General features: G+C 50.4%; 15 protein-coding genes. 5 read left to right on the forward strand and 10 right to left on the reverse strand.

Going from position 1 to position 17,019, the window contains the following annotated elements:
* The first annotated feature begins 202 nt into the window (after window positions 1–202).
* Together HMPREF0860_RS04630 and thrS are read left to right on the forward strand one after the other, a co-directional pair.
* Window positions 203–1,234, forward strand: coding sequence for a hypothetical protein (locus tag HMPREF0860_RS04630; RefSeq protein ID WP_021330049.1), 1,032 nt, complete (start codon window positions 203–205; stop codon window positions 1,232–1,234).
* 278 nt (window positions 1,235–1,512) lie between these two features.
* On the forward strand, window positions 1,513–3,270 hold the full coding sequence (gene thrS, locus HMPREF0860_RS04635) for a threonine--tRNA ligase (RefSeq protein WP_021330057.1): 1,758 nt from the start codon (window positions 1,513–1,515) through the stop codon (window positions 3,268–3,270).
* Window positions 3,271–3,331: 61 nt separating this feature from the next.
* Here the strand turns inward: thrS and HMPREF0860_RS04640 are convergent, their stop codons facing one another.
* Together HMPREF0860_RS04640 and HMPREF0860_RS04645 are read right to left on the reverse strand one after the other, a co-directional pair.
* Window positions 3,332–4,411, reverse strand: a complete 1,080-nt coding sequence (locus HMPREF0860_RS04640; RefSeq protein ID WP_021330020.1) for a tetratricopeptide repeat protein — start codon at window positions 4,409–4,411, stop codon at window positions 3,332–3,334.
* A complete protein-coding gene (locus HMPREF0860_RS04645) occupies window positions 4,408–7,050 on the reverse strand; it encodes a hypothetical protein (RefSeq protein ID WP_021330050.1) in 2,643 nt (880 codons plus the stop codon). Before HMPREF0860_RS04645 ends, HMPREF0860_RS04640 begins: the two co-directional genes overlap by 4 nt.
* 58 nt (window positions 7,051–7,108) lie before the next feature.
* Here HMPREF0860_RS04645 and HMPREF0860_RS04650 point away from each other — a divergent pair, with 58 nt between their 5' ends.
* Entirely contained in the window at window positions 7,109–7,594 is a 486-nt protein-coding gene (locus HMPREF0860_RS04650; protein WP_021330016.1) for a hypothetical protein, read from the forward strand.
* Window positions 7,595–7,821: 227 nt separating this feature from the next.
* On the opposite strand, the gene gap is transcribed toward HMPREF0860_RS04650, so the two are convergent.
* The 6 genes from gap to HMPREF0860_RS04680 form a co-directional block, all read right to left on the reverse strand.
* Entirely contained in the window at window positions 7,822–8,868 is a 1,047-nt protein-coding gene (gene gap, locus HMPREF0860_RS04655; RefSeq protein WP_445795383.1) for a type I glyceraldehyde-3-phosphate dehydrogenase, read from the reverse strand.
* A gap of 88 nt (window positions 8,869–8,956) precedes the next feature.
* A complete protein-coding gene (locus HMPREF0860_RS04660) occupies window positions 8,957–9,562 on the reverse strand; it encodes an HD domain-containing protein (protein WP_038080794.1) in 606 nt (201 codons plus the stop codon).
* Between the two features lie 33 nt (window positions 9,563–9,595).
* Entirely contained in the window at window positions 9,596–12,361 is a 2,766-nt protein-coding gene (locus tag HMPREF0860_RS04665) for a valine--tRNA ligase (RefSeq protein WP_021330062.1), read from the reverse strand.
* A 182-nt stretch (window positions 12,362–12,543) separates the two neighbouring features.
* Window positions 12,544–12,858 carry a BrnA antitoxin family protein gene (locus tag HMPREF0860_RS04670; RefSeq protein WP_021330037.1) on the reverse strand — a complete coding sequence of 105 codons (315 nt, stop codon included), beginning with the start codon at window positions 12,856–12,858 and terminating at the stop codon, window positions 12,544–12,546.
* Window positions 12,824–13,150: a BrnT family toxin gene (locus HMPREF0860_RS04675; protein WP_038080796.1), complete on the reverse strand. Its 327-nt coding sequence runs from the start codon at window positions 13,148–13,150 to the stop codon at window positions 12,824–12,826. The genes HMPREF0860_RS04670 and HMPREF0860_RS04675 overlap by 35 nt, the downstream gene beginning before the upstream one ends.
* A gap of 137 nt (window positions 13,151–13,287) precedes the next feature.
* Window positions 13,288–13,935 carry a glucosaminidase domain-containing protein gene (locus HMPREF0860_RS04680; RefSeq protein ID WP_081670687.1) on the reverse strand — a complete coding sequence of 216 codons (648 nt, stop codon included), beginning with the start codon at window positions 13,933–13,935 and terminating at the stop codon, window positions 13,288–13,290.
* 209 nt (window positions 13,936–14,144) lie between these two features.
* On the opposite strand from HMPREF0860_RS04680, the gene radC reads away from it, so the two are divergent.
* Together radC and HMPREF0860_RS04690 are read left to right on the forward strand one after the other, a co-directional pair.
* Window positions 14,145–14,813, forward strand: a complete 669-nt coding sequence (radC, locus tag HMPREF0860_RS04685) for a RadC family protein (protein WP_021330027.1) — start codon at window positions 14,145–14,147, stop codon at window positions 14,811–14,813.
* Between the two features lie 127 nt (window positions 14,814–14,940).
* The gene (locus HMPREF0860_RS04690) at window positions 14,941–16,188 is read left to right on the forward strand and encodes a S1C family serine protease (RefSeq protein WP_021495547.1); all 1,248 of its coding nucleotides are present in this window, start codon (window positions 14,941–14,943) and stop codon (window positions 16,186–16,188) included.
* Between the two features lie 90 nt (window positions 16,189–16,278).
* Here HMPREF0860_RS04690 and HMPREF0860_RS04695 read toward each other — a convergent pair whose 3' ends face one another.
* Complete coding sequence (locus tag HMPREF0860_RS04695; protein WP_021330075.1) at window positions 16,279–16,704, reverse strand: type II toxin-antitoxin system VapC family toxin; 426 nt, start codon at window positions 16,702–16,704, stop codon at window positions 16,279–16,281.
* Window positions 16,701–16,979 carry a type II toxin-antitoxin system Phd/YefM family antitoxin gene (locus tag HMPREF0860_RS04700; RefSeq protein ID WP_038080781.1) on the reverse strand — a complete coding sequence of 93 codons (279 nt, stop codon included), beginning with the start codon at window positions 16,977–16,979 and terminating at the stop codon, window positions 16,701–16,703. The genes HMPREF0860_RS04695 and HMPREF0860_RS04700 overlap by 4 nt, the downstream gene beginning before the upstream one ends.
* Between the last annotated feature and the right edge of the window lie 40 nt (window positions 16,980–17,019).

Here is a 17,019-nt window from a genome sequence, read left to right on the forward strand (position 1 = left end):
GAACTTCGCTCAATGTAAGGTACGGTGGTATCGCGTCTCCGTATGAAATGGAAAACTCAATACAGCCTCATTACCCATTAGAAAATACCCATTGAAAATGGATTTCCGTGATTTCTAGCGATTTCGAGCAAATTTCTTCCGCACTCTTGTATTTTGCCTATATACCAGATATACTGAATACAATCTTATGTAGGAGGGCTTTATGACAATACGCAATCTCTTTAAATCGCTTTCCGTATTCGCGGCGGCATCTCTTTTATCGACCGCTTCCGTTTTCGGAGCAAACGCGGATATCGACAAAGCGTTCGAATCTTTTACGGACAAAGTGACGGAAGTGCTTCCCGAAACGACGACGCAGCTCGGCGTTTGGTCGGACGCATATATCGGAAAACTGTTCCCGTCCGCACCGCCGCATTTCGGTATCGGCCTTACGGTTTCCGGCACGTTTATGAATACGAAAGAATTTTCATCGACTGCCGAAGCAATCGTCAACGAAATCAACGGCAAGACTCCGGGAGCATCGAAAGACTTCAATTTTTCGATCCCGAACACTATCCCCTTTCCCGCTTATTCGATAAACGCGCGTTTGGGCGGCATCATCCTTCCCTTTGATGTCGGCTTGTACGGTTCATACTTAAAAATCAATTCGTTAAAGTTCGAAGATTTTACGGGAACGATCACGTACTATTCGTTCGGCGGCGATATTCGCTATGCCGTTATGAAAGGAAGCACACTGCTTCCGAAAATATCCGTCGGTGCGGGTTACATATACACGCACATGGCGCTCGGTGCGGAAGGTTCGTCGACGTATACATCCGACTTAACCGCACACGGCATTCCCGGCATTACCACTGCAACGGTTACGGCAAATACGGATATGAATACGAACTTCGACCTGCACACGCTTTTCGTACAGGCGCAGGTTTCGAAAAAATTCTTTATCCTGACGCCCTACGCCGGTATGCGCGCCTACGTTACGGCATCGAAAAACCATTACGATTATGCATATTCGTCGACATACAAAGCAGGTGCCCTCTCGGGTAACGTTCCCAACGGAAGCGGAAGCGAAGCGCACGATTACAATTCGAACGGTTTTGCATGGGGAAAAATCCAGCCGCAGCTCTATACCGGTCTCGGCTTAAACATCCTCTTTTTCGACTGCACCGTCGGCGGCTGCTGGAACCCGAGGAATAACCTGTGGAGCGCAAACGTAAGCGCGCGCTTTAAGCTATAACACGGTTTTATTCGTGCGGAGGCTTTAATATATCCGACGCTCTCTCTGCGCCGTAATAAAGGGTATTAAAGCCGACTGCAACCGCCTTATAGAAAACATACAGTGCAAAACGTTGAGCACTGTACCCGATGCCGCTTGAAGCTTCGCTGCGAGGCTGCGTCGGGGTTATTGATTAAACATTCGATTTCGAGTTTGACAAAATTCGAAATACTGCGGGAAGCTTCTAAAAATATCACCTCTTAGAAGCTTCCTTAGATTTAACTTACGATGGTACGTATATGGCACTCGACGAACGATTACAGACGATCAGGCACAGCTGTTCACATGTTATGGCGGAAGCGATTAAACATCTCTATCCGGGTACGAAAATCGCTATAGGCCCCGCGATCGATACGGGCTTTTATTACGATTTCGATTTTCCGAACAACGTCAAATTTTCGGAAAGCGATTTTCCTGCGGTCGAAAAAGAGATGCGGAAAATTCTTTCGGGCAATCACGAATTCGTGCGCAAAGAGATTTCAAAAGACGAAGCGCTTTCCCTTTTCAAAGACGAGCCGTATAAAATCGATTTGATACAAACCCTTCCCGCAGACGAAGCGATCTCCACTTACGAACAGGACGATTTTCGCGATCTCTGCCGCGGACCGCACGTTTCGAGCACGAAAGAGATAAACGCGCAGGCTTTTAAATTGATGAAAATTGCGGGCGCATATTGGCACGGAGACGCAAGTCAGCCGATGCTCACGCGCATATACGCAGCCTGCTTTGCAAAGCCGGACGATTTGAAAAATTATCTCAAAATGCTCGAAGAAGCCGACAAGCGCGATCATCGAAAACTCGGCGTAAAGATGGATCTCTTCCACATAGACGACGAAGATCCCGGCCAGATTTTTTGGCATCCGAACGGCTGGTCTGTGTATATAACGCTGCAGGAATACATGCGAAAAAAGCTCGAAGCCGACGGTTATATGGAAGTCAATACGCCGGCGATTATGCCGCGCACGCTGTGGGAACGGAGCGGACACTGGGGACATTATCAAAAAAATATGTTTATCACCGAAAGCGAAAAGCGCATGTTCGCGATCAAGCCGATGAACTGCCCCGGCGCAATCGAAATATTTAAAACGCGGACGAGAAGCTATAAAGATCTTCCGATGCGCCTTGCCGAATTCGGTCACTGCGTTCGCAACGAGCCGAGCGGAACGCTCCACGGCATTATGCGCGTGAGAGGCTTCGTGCAGGACGACGCGCACATTTTGTGTACCGAAGAGCAGATCGAAAGCGAAGTCGCAAAGTTCTGCAAGCTCCTCGTCGGTGTATACGGCGATTTCGGTTTTAATAAAAATCTCATCGTCAAACTGAGCACGATGCCCGACGATCACGTCGGAGACGAAGCGACGTGGCATCACGCCGAAAGCGCTCTCGGAAACGCGTGCAAAGAAGCGGGTCTCGACTACGACGTGCAGCCGAAAGAAGGCGCATTTTACGGGCCGAAACTCGAATTTACCCTCGTCGATGCGCTCGGCCGCGAATGGCAGTGCGGTACGATTCAGCTCGATTACCAGCTGCCCTCAAGCGAACGGCTCAACGCGGAATACATCGGAAAGGACAATCAAAAGCACCATCCGGTTATGCTGCACCGCGCCGTGCTCGGATCGCTCGAACGTTTTATCGGCATCCTCATCGAAAACTACGCCGGCGCTTTTCCCGCGTGGCTCCACTTCGAACAGGCGGCCGTCGTTCCCGTCGGACCCGACTTTTACGAGTATGCCGAAGCTGTGCGAAGCGCGCTCGCCGAAAAAGGCATACGCGCAAACGCATACGTCGACGAAAGCAATATGAAAAGCAAAATCAAATCGATAAGCTCGGAGCGCAAAACGCCGTACATCCTCATCGTCGGACAAAAAGAAAAAGACGAAGGTGCGGTAACCGTCCGCTTCCGCGCCGACAGCGGTCTCGAACAAAAAACGTTTTCGCTCAAAGACTTTGTCGCCTATGTGCAGGAAAAAACGAAAACGCACTACAACGGCATTTGATCGATTTTTAAAATCGGCGTTTCGGCACTTCGTTTTAAGCGATATGGCGGATCACGACGTGCTATCGTATCTTTGTAACGCTTGCGTTGAATTCGGCACCCGACATCTTTCCTTCGGGATAAAAATTGACTCCGTCGCGGAGCGTCATCAGTTCGTTTTCAACGCTGCCGAGCACCGCATCGAAATCGGGAGAAGCGAGCGGCACATCGGGAATCGGACTCGAAAGCATTCTGCTGCGATAACGCTCGGAATATCGTGCGGGGTTCGGATTTTTTCCCGCAGCCGTCCGCAAGTTCCATAAAAAGCGTGCACAAAGAATACGGCTCGCTTCCGCTGTCGATCGGAGTTGACCGTCATCCGAAATACCGGAAACGCTTTTCAACAAACCCGCACCCCGCACAACGGCGAACAATCTTTCGCCCCCGTACTTTTTTCCTCCGGTGTAGATATCCAAAAGCTGCGTCGACGCTTGCGTAATTTCGATCATCTGCAAAAGCGAGATCGATTCAAGCGGCAAAAATTTCGCAAGCGCTTTGTCGTCTGAAACGGCATCTTTAAGACGCCATGCTTTTTCGCGAAGCGGCGAATACGCGCTTTTATAAAACGGAGCGAGGAGCAAAAAAGCAGTATCGAAGAGGCCTGCCGCTTCATCGTACCTTCCCGCCTTGTATGCGTCGAGGGCGGATTCGAGCACGAGAACTCCGTCTCCGCTTCGAAGCGAAAGCGCTTCTTTTAAATTAATAATTCCCAAGCGATGACCGAGCACGATCGCTTCGCTGTCGTCGGCATAGCGGCGGGCAGCCTGCTCGTAGCATTTTTTCGCTTCGTTCGAATTGCCGCCGATAAAATATGCGCGGCCCAAAAGCGCATAGAGACGGGAAGCCGCTCGTTTTTCAAGTTCGGGAAATGCGAGACGCTTTTGTATCTCCGAAATGATATGTGCTCTTTCGGATGCATAATTTGCCGCATTGTCCCCGCTGAAAAAAGCGGCGTCGAGAGATGCAAGGCGCGCCTGCATCGAAAGCGAAAAACCGCCGTCAACCGTTTCATCGGAAGAGACGAGTACGTCTTTTTGAAACGTCATACAAGAAACAAGCGCAAACGAGAGCGCCGCAAAAACAATAATTATTAATTTTTTCATCGTATATCCCACGCATATAAATTTTTATCGAACGAAAGCACGATACATTCGTCTTTTTTATCGCCGTTGACATCCGCGATGACGGGTACGCCCCTGCCCGCGACGGGAAACCCGGATACGAGTTCGAGTGACTGCATAAAACCGTAGAGCACGTTTTCGTCGGCGCACGCGTACACGGCATCTCCCGAAGATGAACGCACGGAAGCGATGCGCCCTTGCCGCGCGGAAGACGCGCCGGGAATCTTTACCGTCGTAAAGGTACCGTCAAGTGCAAAGCGATACAGTTCCGCATCCTCCGAAAGCGCAAAGAAAAAAGAGCCGCACGAAACGACATTCGTATAAAACACGCCGTTCGTCTCTATCGGAAATCCGTCTTCGAGTTTACCGTCTTTGAAAAGGTAAAATCTGCCCGATTGCGTTATAAACGCCGTATAGAGAAAGCCGCCGCTTTCCATGAGCGCAGGCGAATCGAAGCCTATGCCGTCTATTTCCATCGGCTCGGAAGCATTAATAATTTTTTGATTTTTCATGAGATAGATCGAACCTGCAAACGACTTTTCGTATACCGCAGCCGTATCGCCCGAAAAAGAAGGCGCGGAAAGAATTTCGCCGTCGTCCGGAAGCTGCACTTCGTCGTAGGTACCGTCGTCTTTTACGACGAGGATGACCGATCCCCGAGACGGAATCAAAAGCGTTTTACCGAATGCCGCAGGTCGCGCAGACGGGACGGTGCCCGTGAGAATCGGAAAGTTTCCGACGTTTTCAAGAACACGGTTCAGCAAATGTACCGCACCGTTCGCACCGACTGCCCAAAGCACGCCCCCATCCCTGCACTTTTCGGCAGCGGAAACGATCGAAGCGTTTTCGGCCAAGCTGAGTTCGGTCCGCTTCATCGACGAAAGTTCGAGAGAACGTATCTTTTTTCCGCTTTCAAGCCAAAACACCGCGCCGGGATTTTTGCCCGCTTCCGCATGCAGTAAAAAGTCGGTCGTACCTTCGAGCGCGATCGGAAAACCCGGAACGAGGCGCATATCCGATGCCGAAGAAGCGACCGCATGGAGCTGACAAGTGAGCACCGAATTTTTTAAGCGGAAATCGCAGCGGCCGACAGTGTACAGCTTTAAGACGTCGGCAAGCAGCGTACCGTTTCGGATAAAAAACGGAACGCTGCGTTTCAGATCGTAATACACGCTCACCGTCGCTTCCGCCGAAAGATTGCCCGAAACAGTTTTCCAATTTTCGTTTCGCGCGAGCATTTTTCGTTCTTTCAGATCGTTATATACACCGGCTAAATTTTGCGGCGACTCCGAAAAATAGATGTAATTCCCCTGCACAAAATAATACGGACGCGGCAAATCAACGCCGAACGACGAAAGCAGTTCGCGTAGCAGCGGCGGCATATCGATGCGGGGAAGCCGCACGCCGCCGATTATTAAATTCGTATTGTTTTCGATCGCAAACGACGAAAATATGGAGTCGAATATTTTTTCACGTTGACGTGCGTCTCGTATTTCGATCGCAAAAACGGGATCGGTGTTGCCTTCAATGCCGAGCACGGCGCATTCGCTTCCCGTCCATGAAAAAACGATATCGTCGAGCGAAACCGAAAAGAGCCGCCTGCACCACGCATTCGCTCGCTGCCATGTACGCTCGATATCCGTCGTCCTTTGTAAAAGCGGAAAAAGCGCGTCTTTCAATTCGCTGAACTGCCCCGCATTGAGCAGCGTATAATACTGCACGTTCTCTCCGAGCTGCGAAAGGAGTGCGGGCATTTTCGAATTTTTTATTAAAAGAGGCGCAAGCGGAGATGCGTTCGTATCGGAAATCGCAAACGGGAATTCCGCTTTGACCGTGATATCGGCATCTGATATACCGAACGAAACGACACTGAGGGCCGTTTCATCGAGCAGAGAAGAAACTGCCCCGGCGACATCGTTTCCGGCGGTAACCTGTTCGACGAGCCGCTTTCCGTTTGCCACGATGCGGATCGGCTCGCCGCTTTTTTGCAGCAAAAGCGCTTTTTCTTCTTTTTTGTACGCACGGACATTGTCATCCAAAATCGCACGGGAAAGCGTAGCGAGCGAATCGGATGCAACGAGTAGATTGCGCTTTTGAGCAATATAATACGCCGCATTTTTTCCTGCAGCGTATTTGAAATACGGAAAATCGTAATCTTTGACATAGTCCAAATTATTAATATTCAAATGCGGTGCGACAAGAGACGCGAAGCGCGTCAACGCGGAAAGAAAGCTCATATCGATAAGTGCGATATACGACGAAGCTCCCTTTGCCGCATAAAAAGCGGCATACACGCTTCGAGATGCGGCAAAGCGCACGTATTTGTTGCTGCGCAGAGCCGACGAGCGGAACTCCATAAACGGAGCGCGGTAATTCGAAAGCAGCGGATCGGCAAGCAGCACGTCGGCGGCTTTCAAATCGACTATCGGAGAGACGGCATCCCACAGAGAATCGGTGTGCACGAAAACCGAATAATCGGACGGAATCACGTCAAGAGGCGACATTCTGTCGAGAGCGGAAAAACCGATCCACCCGAACAGAGAGACGAGAATGACGCACAGAAAAATCAAAATCCCTTTGAAAAGCCGCACAATGAACGGCGATTTTTTCTTTTCATTCATAGCGTATAGTATAGCAGATATGTAATTTTTTTTCAGTATCTGCTATACTTGTTTCTATATGAATGACGAACGAAAACAATTTTTTATCGAACTTGAAGGAAAAACGGGCGATGCCGTCGAAGAACTGGAATTCGTGTGCATCAATGCGGATAAAAAAACATACGCCGCGCTCTCGCTCACTTCTTCGCGTACCGAGCTTTGGGGACTCCTCGTCTTTTGTGCGCACGGACTGTATTTTTACGTTTCCCCGTCCGAAAATTTTATGTCTCTGATGTTTCGGCAGATGACACACGGAAGCAAACCCTCCGAACAGCTCATCGACCTCGGCCGAATCGAAGCGCTCGAAACCGAATTGCCTCAGAAAAAATGGTATTCCGTACTTTTTACCGATGTAAAACACCGTATCGATGCGTCGTTCGTCTTTGAAAAAAAACAATATTATTTTTCGATGACGACGCTCTCTCCGGCATCAGGCGTACAAGAGCGGATTCAAAAAAAGCTGCACGGAAAATCGGCGGTATCGACATACATAAGCTCGCCGTAGAGCAGAAGTTAAATTGAACGGCGCTATTTCAGATGTTCAATTTAACCGGCCGACGCGCATCACGCACCGACCGGTTTTATCTATTAATAATTATTAAAAATAATCCGAGCGACGAGGCGAAAGCCTTACTTGCCGATTACGCGGATCATTTCACAGAGCTTATTCGAGTAGCCCCACTCGTTGTCATACCCACGGTCGAAGCAAGTGCGTACGACCGTGCACAATACTTACTTGCTGATCACGCGGATCATTTCGCAGAGCTTGTTCGAGTAACCCCACTCGTTGTCATACCACGCAATCAATTTTACAAAATCGTTTTCAAGTGCGAGACCCGCGTTCGCATCAAAGATGGACGTGTGGCTGTCACCGGTAAAGTCGGTCGAAACAACCTGATCTTCGGTATACGCGACGATGCCTTTGAGTGCGCCGTCAGCGGCTTTTTTCATCGTTTCACAGATGTTTTTGTACGCTTCTTCTTTGCTGCTTCCCGCGGCCTTTTCAAGCTGGCAAGTCAAATCCACAACCGATACATCGGGAGACGGAATGCGCATCGAAATACCGGTGAGTTTACCGTTGAGCGCCGGGATAACTTTTCCGACCGCTTTCGCAGCTCCCGTCGTCGACGGGATGATGTTGTTGTATACGGCGCGTCCGCCTCTCCAGTCTTTTCCGCCCTTTGACGGACCGTCGACCGTAAGCTGCGTACCCGTCGATGCGTGCACCGTTGTCATAAGACCGCGTTTAATGCCGTATGCATCGTGAATCGCTTTTGCAAGAGGCGCGAGACAATTTGTCGTGCAGGACGCGTTCGAAATGATCGTCTGTCCCGCATAGGTCGAATCGTTGACGCCGTAAACGAACATCGGCGTATCGTCTTTTGAAGGAGCCGACATGACGACTTTTTTTGCGCCACCTTTGATGTGCGCTTCGCACGCTTCCTTTGTCAGGAAAAAACCCGTTGATTCGACGACGACATCGGCGCCGCATTCGCCCCATTTGATATTCGCAGGATCTTTTTCCGCGAAAACGCGGATTTTGTTGCCGTTTACGATGAGGTGCTGATCGTCGAATTCGACTTTGCCTTCAAAACGGCCGTGAACCGAATCGTATTTGAGCAAATATGCGAGATAATCGATCAGCATTTTCGAAGGATCGGCTTTATTGAAAGCGAGCAAATCGTTGATGCCGACAATCTGAATGTCGTTAAAGTTTGAAACCGCAGCGCGGAATACCATGCGCCCGATGCGACCAAAACCGTTGATACCGACTTTAATCATACTAATAACCCCTTATTAATAAAAATCATTTTACGGGAATAATTTTACGCTTTATAAAAGCCAGTGTCAAGTTGATTAAAAATCGTTAGCCTTGTTGCGTCTTTTTCTTTCGATCGATATAGCCGCTTTCTTCGAGGTAGCGGCGGCGGGAGATGATGAGACCGATGAGTTCCTGATACATATTGTAGTCGACTTCAAGCGCAATCGGCAAAACGAAAAATTCGGTTTCGTCGCAGTACCGCTCGATAAACGCGGGATCGGTGACAAAGCCGAGGCTTATCATATTGCTGATCCTGTCGGCGCATTTTAATATTTTCGCTTTTTGACTTCCGCTTTGGATGATGGTACGCAGGTAATCGCTTTTCGGCTGCCCTTCTTTTCGCGTCACTTCGAGGACGAGCTTGTACACTTTCGGCCCGTCTTCGTCGATATCGATTATTAAATTCGGATCGAAGCCGGGCACGTCTTCGATGACGTCGTGAATGCACGACGCTTTCAAAAGCACCGAATCGATATAGCCGTAGTCGATGAGGATACTCATCGTGTCGAGCTGATGACGGAACATATTGCCGCCGGCGTGACGGGCTTTGCCGATGAGTACCGTCGCAAGCTGCATGTACGGCGCGAGGTAAATGTTTTTCAACTGGCGCATGGATTTGTTGTCCATCCTGCCCGAACGGTCGACATGCATTTTGTACTTCAATCGTTTCATCGGCTCCGCCTCTTACAAGCTTTGCATATACGACGCAAGTTTTTCGATGCGGCGCCTGTTTTCTTCGAGCTTCGCCTTTTCCGCTTCGACAAGCTCTTTCGCAGCGTGCTCCGCGAATTTGCCCGAAAGCTTCGCTTCCGAACGGGCGACGATCGCTTCGGCTTCGGCTTTTTCTTTTTGAAAGCGAGAGGCGAGCTGCGTTTTGTCGATGCTTTCGTCTATGAGCAAAAAGGCTTCGGCGCCCGGTACGACGGTACCGATCGAAGAGGCGGGCTTTTCATCGACAAAATCGATGTGCGAGATTCCCGCAAGCAGCATGATGATATCGGATTTTTCAGCACAGACTTCCGCGGCGCTGCCCTTTTCGATCATAAGCGCAAGGCGTATCTTCGAAGCGGGATCGATGCCGCACTCGGCGCGGAGCGCGCGAACGCCTTTTATGAGTTCGCGAAGCACGTTAAAACGCCGCGTCACGCTTTCATCGACGCGAGCATCGCTTGCTTCGGGAAAAGGAGATGCGATGAGCATACCGCTATAGTCGCTCGTCGAAAGGATTTTATTCGCGCCTGCGAGTTTTCTATTTTTAACAATTTCGGCAAGCGGAAGTTTCGCGTAGATCTCTTCGGTCACAAAGGGGAGGAAGGGATGGAGGAGGCGGATATTCTCTTCGAGCACGTTGAGCAAAACCGAAACCGCTCTGTCTTTTTCCGCATCGCTTCCGTTTTTAAATGAAAGCTTTGTCGCTTCCACGTACCAGTCGCAGTATTCGTTCCAAAAATATTCGTAGAGCGAAGAAGCCGCATCGTTGTAGCGGTAGCTTTCAAGCGCTTCGCGCTCCGCTCGCACGCACTTGTCGAGCTCCGTGTAAATCCACCTGTCGAGTTCGGTTAAATCTTCGTCGCGCACCGGAACGAGATTCCGCCCTTCGAGATTTCCGAGTATATAACGGCTCGCGTTCCACACTTTGTTCGCAAAACGGCTTCCGAGCTTAAACGATTCCCTGTCGATTAAAACGTCCTGCCCCTGCGCGCACATAAAGCCGAGCGTAAATTTGAACGCGTCGCTTCCGTACATGTCGACGATCTCAAGCGGGTCGATTCCGTTGCCGAGCGACTTGCTCATCTTTCTGCCCTGCCTGTCGCGCACGAGTCCGTGAATGTAGATGTCGTGAAACGGCGCTTTGCCCGTAAATTCGATGCCCGCCATAATCATGCGGCTCACCCAAAAGAAAATGATGTCGTAGGCGGTGACGAGCGCGCTCGTCGGGTAAAACTTTGCCGAATCGTCGGTCTCCTCCGGCCAGCCGAGCGTGCTGAACGGCCACAGCCATGAAGAAAACCACGTGTCGAGTACGTCGGGATCCTGTTCGAGTTCGGTCGACGAACACTTCGGACAGGCGTGCACGTCTTCGCGCGAAACGATCGTCTCCCCGCATTTTTTGCAGTACCACACCGGAATGCGGTGACCCCACCACAGCTGGCGGCTGATGCACCAGTCGCGGATATTTTCGAGCCATACTTTATACGTGTTTTCCCATTTGCGCGGGAAAAATTCGATATCGCCGTTTTTCCACGCATGAAGCGCTTTTTGTGCAAGCGGCTGCATTTTGACAAACCACTGATCGCTTAAATACGGTTCGACGACGGTATTGCAGCGATAGCAATGTCCGACCGCGTGCGTAATCTTTTCTTCACCCTTGAATAAATTTTGCGCTTTCAAATCTTCGATGATCAGAGCCCGCGCTTTTGCACAGGAAAGTCCGCGGTAGCGTTCGGGGCAGTTATCGTTCAGCGTACCGTCGGGATTCAATATATTGATAACGTCGAGATCGTTCCGCTTTCCGACCAGCCAGTCGTTCGGATCGTGCGCCGGCGTGATCTTTACCATACCGGTGCCGAAGTCTTTATCGACGTACGCGTCGGCGATGAGCGGAATGACGCGGTCGGTACACGGCAGTTTTAATTTTTTTCCGACGATATCTTTATAGCGCTCGTCGGCGGGATTTACGGCGACGGCCGTATCGCCGAGCAGCGTTTCAGGCCGCGTCGTCGCTATTTCGATTTTCGTCGAACCGTCGGGCGCGGGACCGTCGGCGTATTCGTAATAGATGTGATACATCGCACCGGCCGTATCCGTGTGTTCGACTTCGTCGTCCGCAAGCGCAGTACCGCAGCGGGGACACCAGTTAACAAGATAATGTCCGCGATAGATGAGTCCGCGTTCATAGAGCGTTACGAACACGTCGCGCACCGCGCACGAAAGTCCTTCGTCCATCGTAAAGCGCTCGCGATCCCAATCGGTGCTGTTGCCGAGCTTCCGCTGCTGTTTGACGATCGTCGCATGGTGGTCGTCTTTTACCGCCCACGTGCGCTCGAGAAATTTTTCGCGGCCTATGTCGCCCCGCGATTTGCCTTCTTTTTTCAGCGCGCGCTCGACGACGTTTTGCGTCGCGATACCCGCGTGATCGGTACCCGTCACCCACAGCGTGTTGTCGCCTTTCATACGGTGATAGCGCACGACGATGTCCTGCAGCGTATTGTTCAGCCCGTGCCCGACGTGCAAAACACCCGTCACGTTCGGAGGCGGGATGACGACTGAAAACGTCGCAGCTTTAATCTCTTCGGGAGATTTGCCCGCCATACGTTTTTCGTATTCGGCATGAACGGGAGAGGCGGGATCGGACGCGGGCTTAAACCAATTGCCCTCTTCCCACGCTTTGTATATGCGGTCTTCAAAATCTTTCGGGTTATACGCTTTTTCAAGCTCTATCGCTTTCATAAAAAAGCATTATGGCACATAATGTAAAAATAATCAAACAAAATAAAACTCCAATCACCGAATCATTGTACATAATATAATACTGAATAAGTCGATAACGCTTACAACACCGTCGATCGACTTCGGCATTGCGGATAATAATCGCTAAAGGTGAGTTTTTAGAAATATCCTCATGTAGTTTTCTACATCTGAGAAATAGGGCAATTATTGAGCCTTGCCCAGCGTATTACATTATTCAGTCTCGCCTGATAGCCTTTTCCCGCTTGTTTTAGCCATGCAAGATTATCATTGTCAATCTTTGTGTGAATGTCCGTCTTAGGCATTTTCAAAGATTGAATATAATAAAAGCCGCCGTTTGCAGTCGGTTTGCTCGGCGGTATATCCGAAAAGTCTATTTCGCTGTCAGGTGTTTTATCCATCTCTTCAAGGATTGCCCGTTCTTTATCCGTCAGCGGTGGAAAATCAATAACCTTGTATTCTCTTTGCATTTTCTTCATAAAGCCGAACCTCCGTTTTGTCTGCTTTTCGTGCAGATATAAGCCTTATCAGCCCGTCCCTGTCAGTTGCTATAACTGTTACGATATAACGCCCGTCCAGTTTGCCTATGTATTTTTCTCTGCATTCGTCATCCGAATGCTTATAATCATAATCTTGGAACAGCAACGGATCATTGAATATACGGCTTGCAAATTCAAAACTAAGCCCCTTATGCTTTATTTTATTGTATTCGTTTTTTGCCGTATCCCATACAAAAGTATCAAGATAGACAAAATCCGTATTCCGTTCCACATCTTTATAGTACATCATATATGTACATAAATCAATAGATCGAAAGTCGAGTTTCGAAAGTATTTCTAAATAAAGATATGCTTTCGGCGAGAACCCGTCCGACGCGCCGCTCGATGCGCATACAAACGGCCGATATCCTACTTCCGCTCCATACGGGAAAGGAGCGCGTCGAGTTTTTCGCCGTATTTTTTATCGGACGCCCACGTCCCTGCAAGTTCGAAAATCGTCGGCGCTTTGCCGCGCGGAGAGACGAATTTGGCGCGTTTATCGACGACGGGATTGACGAGTTCGTCGGTATCTCCGTACGCATTCAAATGCTGGATGTGCGCACGCACGCCGAGCAGCACCGTCGGAAAACGATCGGGAACCGTCCCGCTTCCGGTCGCACCGAGTCCGCAGTAATTGTGCATGTCTTCGGTAACCGCCCCGCCGAATTTCAAAAATCCCGTTTCGAGACACATCTGCGCGAAGGCGACGTCGGAATTGATCCCTTCGTCGTGCGCTTCCGAAATATAACACTGCGCAATATAGAGGGCATCAGCTTTGCGTATCGCGGGGTTATGAGAGCGTAAAAACGATGCGAGTTCGGCTGCTGAAAAAACACCCTCGCCCGTAAGGCTCCGCGATGCTGCAGGTTTTTCAAACGAAAGCGTTGCACACGAAACGAACATCACCACGCAGGCACACGGCAGTGCGATGCGGCGAAATAAAGCCGATTTCGACGGACGCCCTCCGTTTTTTTCGGCCTTTTTTATTTCCGCCGATATTTTTACAAATGTCGTCATATCAATATTTTCGGCATCGCGTCCCTTCTTCGTGAGCGCCCCGATACAAACGGCAGAGGACGGTCCGATGTGCGAATACCGCGCAAACGAGGGCGGTAAAACTCCGATGTGCACATACCACGCACGTGTATACGAACAAGCGCACAATTTTATCGTAAAAACTTCGAGCAAAAACTCCGAAATCGCAACATTTTTTCGATTATTATGTGATGAACTATCACCGAAACGCAAAACCGGACATACGCGAACAGGTTTTAAAACACGGATTCTCATATCCGAGCGATGAGGAGCTTGTCATGCTCATACTCGGAAGCGGCACAAAAAAATCGCCCGTACGCCGCCTCGCGCGCAGCGTCGTCGAAGCGCTGTACGAATCGGACGACAAAAACATCGTACCGAATCTTTTGGCGATCAAAGGCATGGGAACGGGAAAAAGCCTCGCCGTAGCGGCCGCGCTCGAACTCGGACGCAGACGGAACGCGCACCTGCATTCGGTCATCACGCAGCCGAAAGATGTCGTACCCTTTGTAAAAAATTATTCGGTATTGCCGAAAGAGCATTTTCTGTGCATAACGCTCAACGGCGGCCACGAAATCATACGGATACGCGTCGTAAGCGTCGGCACGATTAACCGAACGATTATCCACCCGCGCGAAATCTTTTCGGAAGCGCTTGTCGAAAACGCTGCGGCGATGATCGTATGCCACAATCACCCGTCGGGCAGCTGCGCCCCGAGCAGAGAAGATATCGAAACGACGAAGACGCTCATAGAAGCGTCGAAAATTATCGGCATCACGCTGCTCGATCACATCATCCTCGACCGTGATTCGTATTTCAGTTTTCTCGAACACGATTTGCTCTTTACGCCCGTAGAATAACGACCGAGCGCATTCAGCGGCTGCGATAAAGCGTGCGATTAATCCGAATACGGCACGGCTTCTACCGGTGCCGGAATTCGGCACCTTCGGTTTGACGCAGCGCTTTTAAATCGGTATCATTATCGATATGAAGCTCTATTCGAAAACGCAATTCATACGCGCGATCACCGCGGCAGTCGTAATCACCGCAGCGACAGCGATTTTTATCGATAGAAATATCGGCTCATTTGCGTCGTTCGCGGGCATCGGGGAAGCTGCATCGCAGCCTGCCGAAGCGCAGCGCGATTTTGAAAATCAAACGGCCGCCGAAAGCTATCCGGTTTTCGAACAAAGCGCCGCCCTCCCGCTGCGTCCCGTTGCGGATGCATCCGGTTTTACGGAAGACGAACAGCAAAATATCAACGTCTACGATCGATGCGCCGAATCGGTCGTAAACATCAGCACGAAGATCGCCGGCGTAAACTGGTTTCTCGAACCGATAGTCGAAGACGGAGGAACGGGAAGCGGCTCTATCATCGACAAGCGCGGATATATCGTCACGAACGTGCACGTTATCCAAAATGCGTCGGAAATCTACGTGTCGCTTTCAGACGGCACGCAGTACGAAGCGGAGATCGTCGGACAGGACAGCGAAAGCGATTTGGCAGTTATTAAATTCACGCCGCCTGCGGGTACGGTTTTAAAAACGATTTCATTCGGAGATTCGAGCAAAGTCAAAATCGGACAAAAAGTCATCGCGATCGGAAACCCGTTCGGACTCGACCGCACGATGACGACGGGAATCGTTTCGGGACTCGCCCGACCCGTGCGGAACAATAACAACAGGATCATCCGCAACATGATTCAAACCGATGCCGCAATCAATCCGGGAAATTCGGGCGGTCCGCTTTTGGATACTGCCGGCCGCATGGTTGGTATCAACACGATGATCGTATCGCCTTCGGGAAGCTCCGCCGGCGTCGGATTTGCGATCCCCGCGGAAACCGCCGTGCGCGTCGTTTCCGATTTGATACGCTACGGGCGCGTAAACCGCGGCATCGTGCAGATGTCGATCGTACAGCTGAACCGGACGATCGTGCAGTACGCGGGTCTCGACGTGTCGGCGGGCGTGCTCGTTTCGGAAGTGACGAAAAACGGAAACGCGGACAAAGCCGGTATACGAGGCGGCACGCAGCGGGCAAACTACGGCCGCTCGATAATCTTCCTCGGCGGCGACATCGTAACGAAGATCGACGACATCGCGATAGCCTCCCTCGCCGATTATTTTTCCGCGCTCGAAGACAAGCGTCCCGGAGATACGGTTTCGATGACGATCCGCCGAAAGGGTAAAGACTTGACGATAAACGTAACGCTCGCTCCGCCGCAGCAAAATTAATCAACACCCCCGACGCAAGCGTCGGGGTATTAAACCCTCCGCACGAATAATTTGAACGGCGGGTTTTGAAAGCATATCGGCTGATTGATTTTACCGCGCCCAGTCTTCGATTTTCAGCATACTGATTTTACAGAGTGCCGCGAAATCCCGCTCATTGTGTGTTACGAGGATCATATTGTTTGCTACGGCTATCGCCGCAATCTGCGTATCCGCATAAGAGCTCGGCGTACCCGCCGCATCGCAGCGCGCCAAAAGTTCTCCGCAAATGCCGGCGGCAAACGCATCGTAGGGGATGATATCCATATTTGATCTGAGGTTTTCAATCGCATCTGCAACGATGCACCGCCCCTTGCCTTCGGGCATCTTTTCCAATCCGTATATTAATTCCTGCCAAACGACGGCGGGGATCGCACAGCGTGTTTCGTTTGCGTAGTACCGTTCCAATACATGTTCATTAGGAATTTTCTTTGCAAATTCGGAAATAACATTCGTATCCAATAAGTATATCGCTTTCATTTTTCCGACCAAAGTTTTTGAGCTTTCTTAGGATCGGGCATCTCTCGCGATCTGACATAGGGCAAGCCCTCATCGAGCAAGCTGTCGGCATGAGCTTTTCTCCATTCGGAAAGCCAATTTTTCCGCCGAATATGTCGTTCACGGTATGCTTCATAGCTGATGATGACGGCCACCGGCTTATCGCGACGGGTAAGCTCGACGCTTTCCCCCGCTTCCGCCATCTTTATGAGAGCTGAAAAATTGTTTCTCGCATCGTAGATCGACGATCTGCACATACGCACAGTATACGGTGATCCTGGCTATCTGTCAATAAAA

This window comes from Treponema socranskii subsp. socranskii VPI DR56BR1116 = ATCC 35536 (assembly GCF_000468115.1).
Taxonomy (GTDB): Bacteria; Spirochaetota; Spirochaetia; order Treponematales; family Treponemataceae; genus Treponema_D; species Treponema_D socranskii.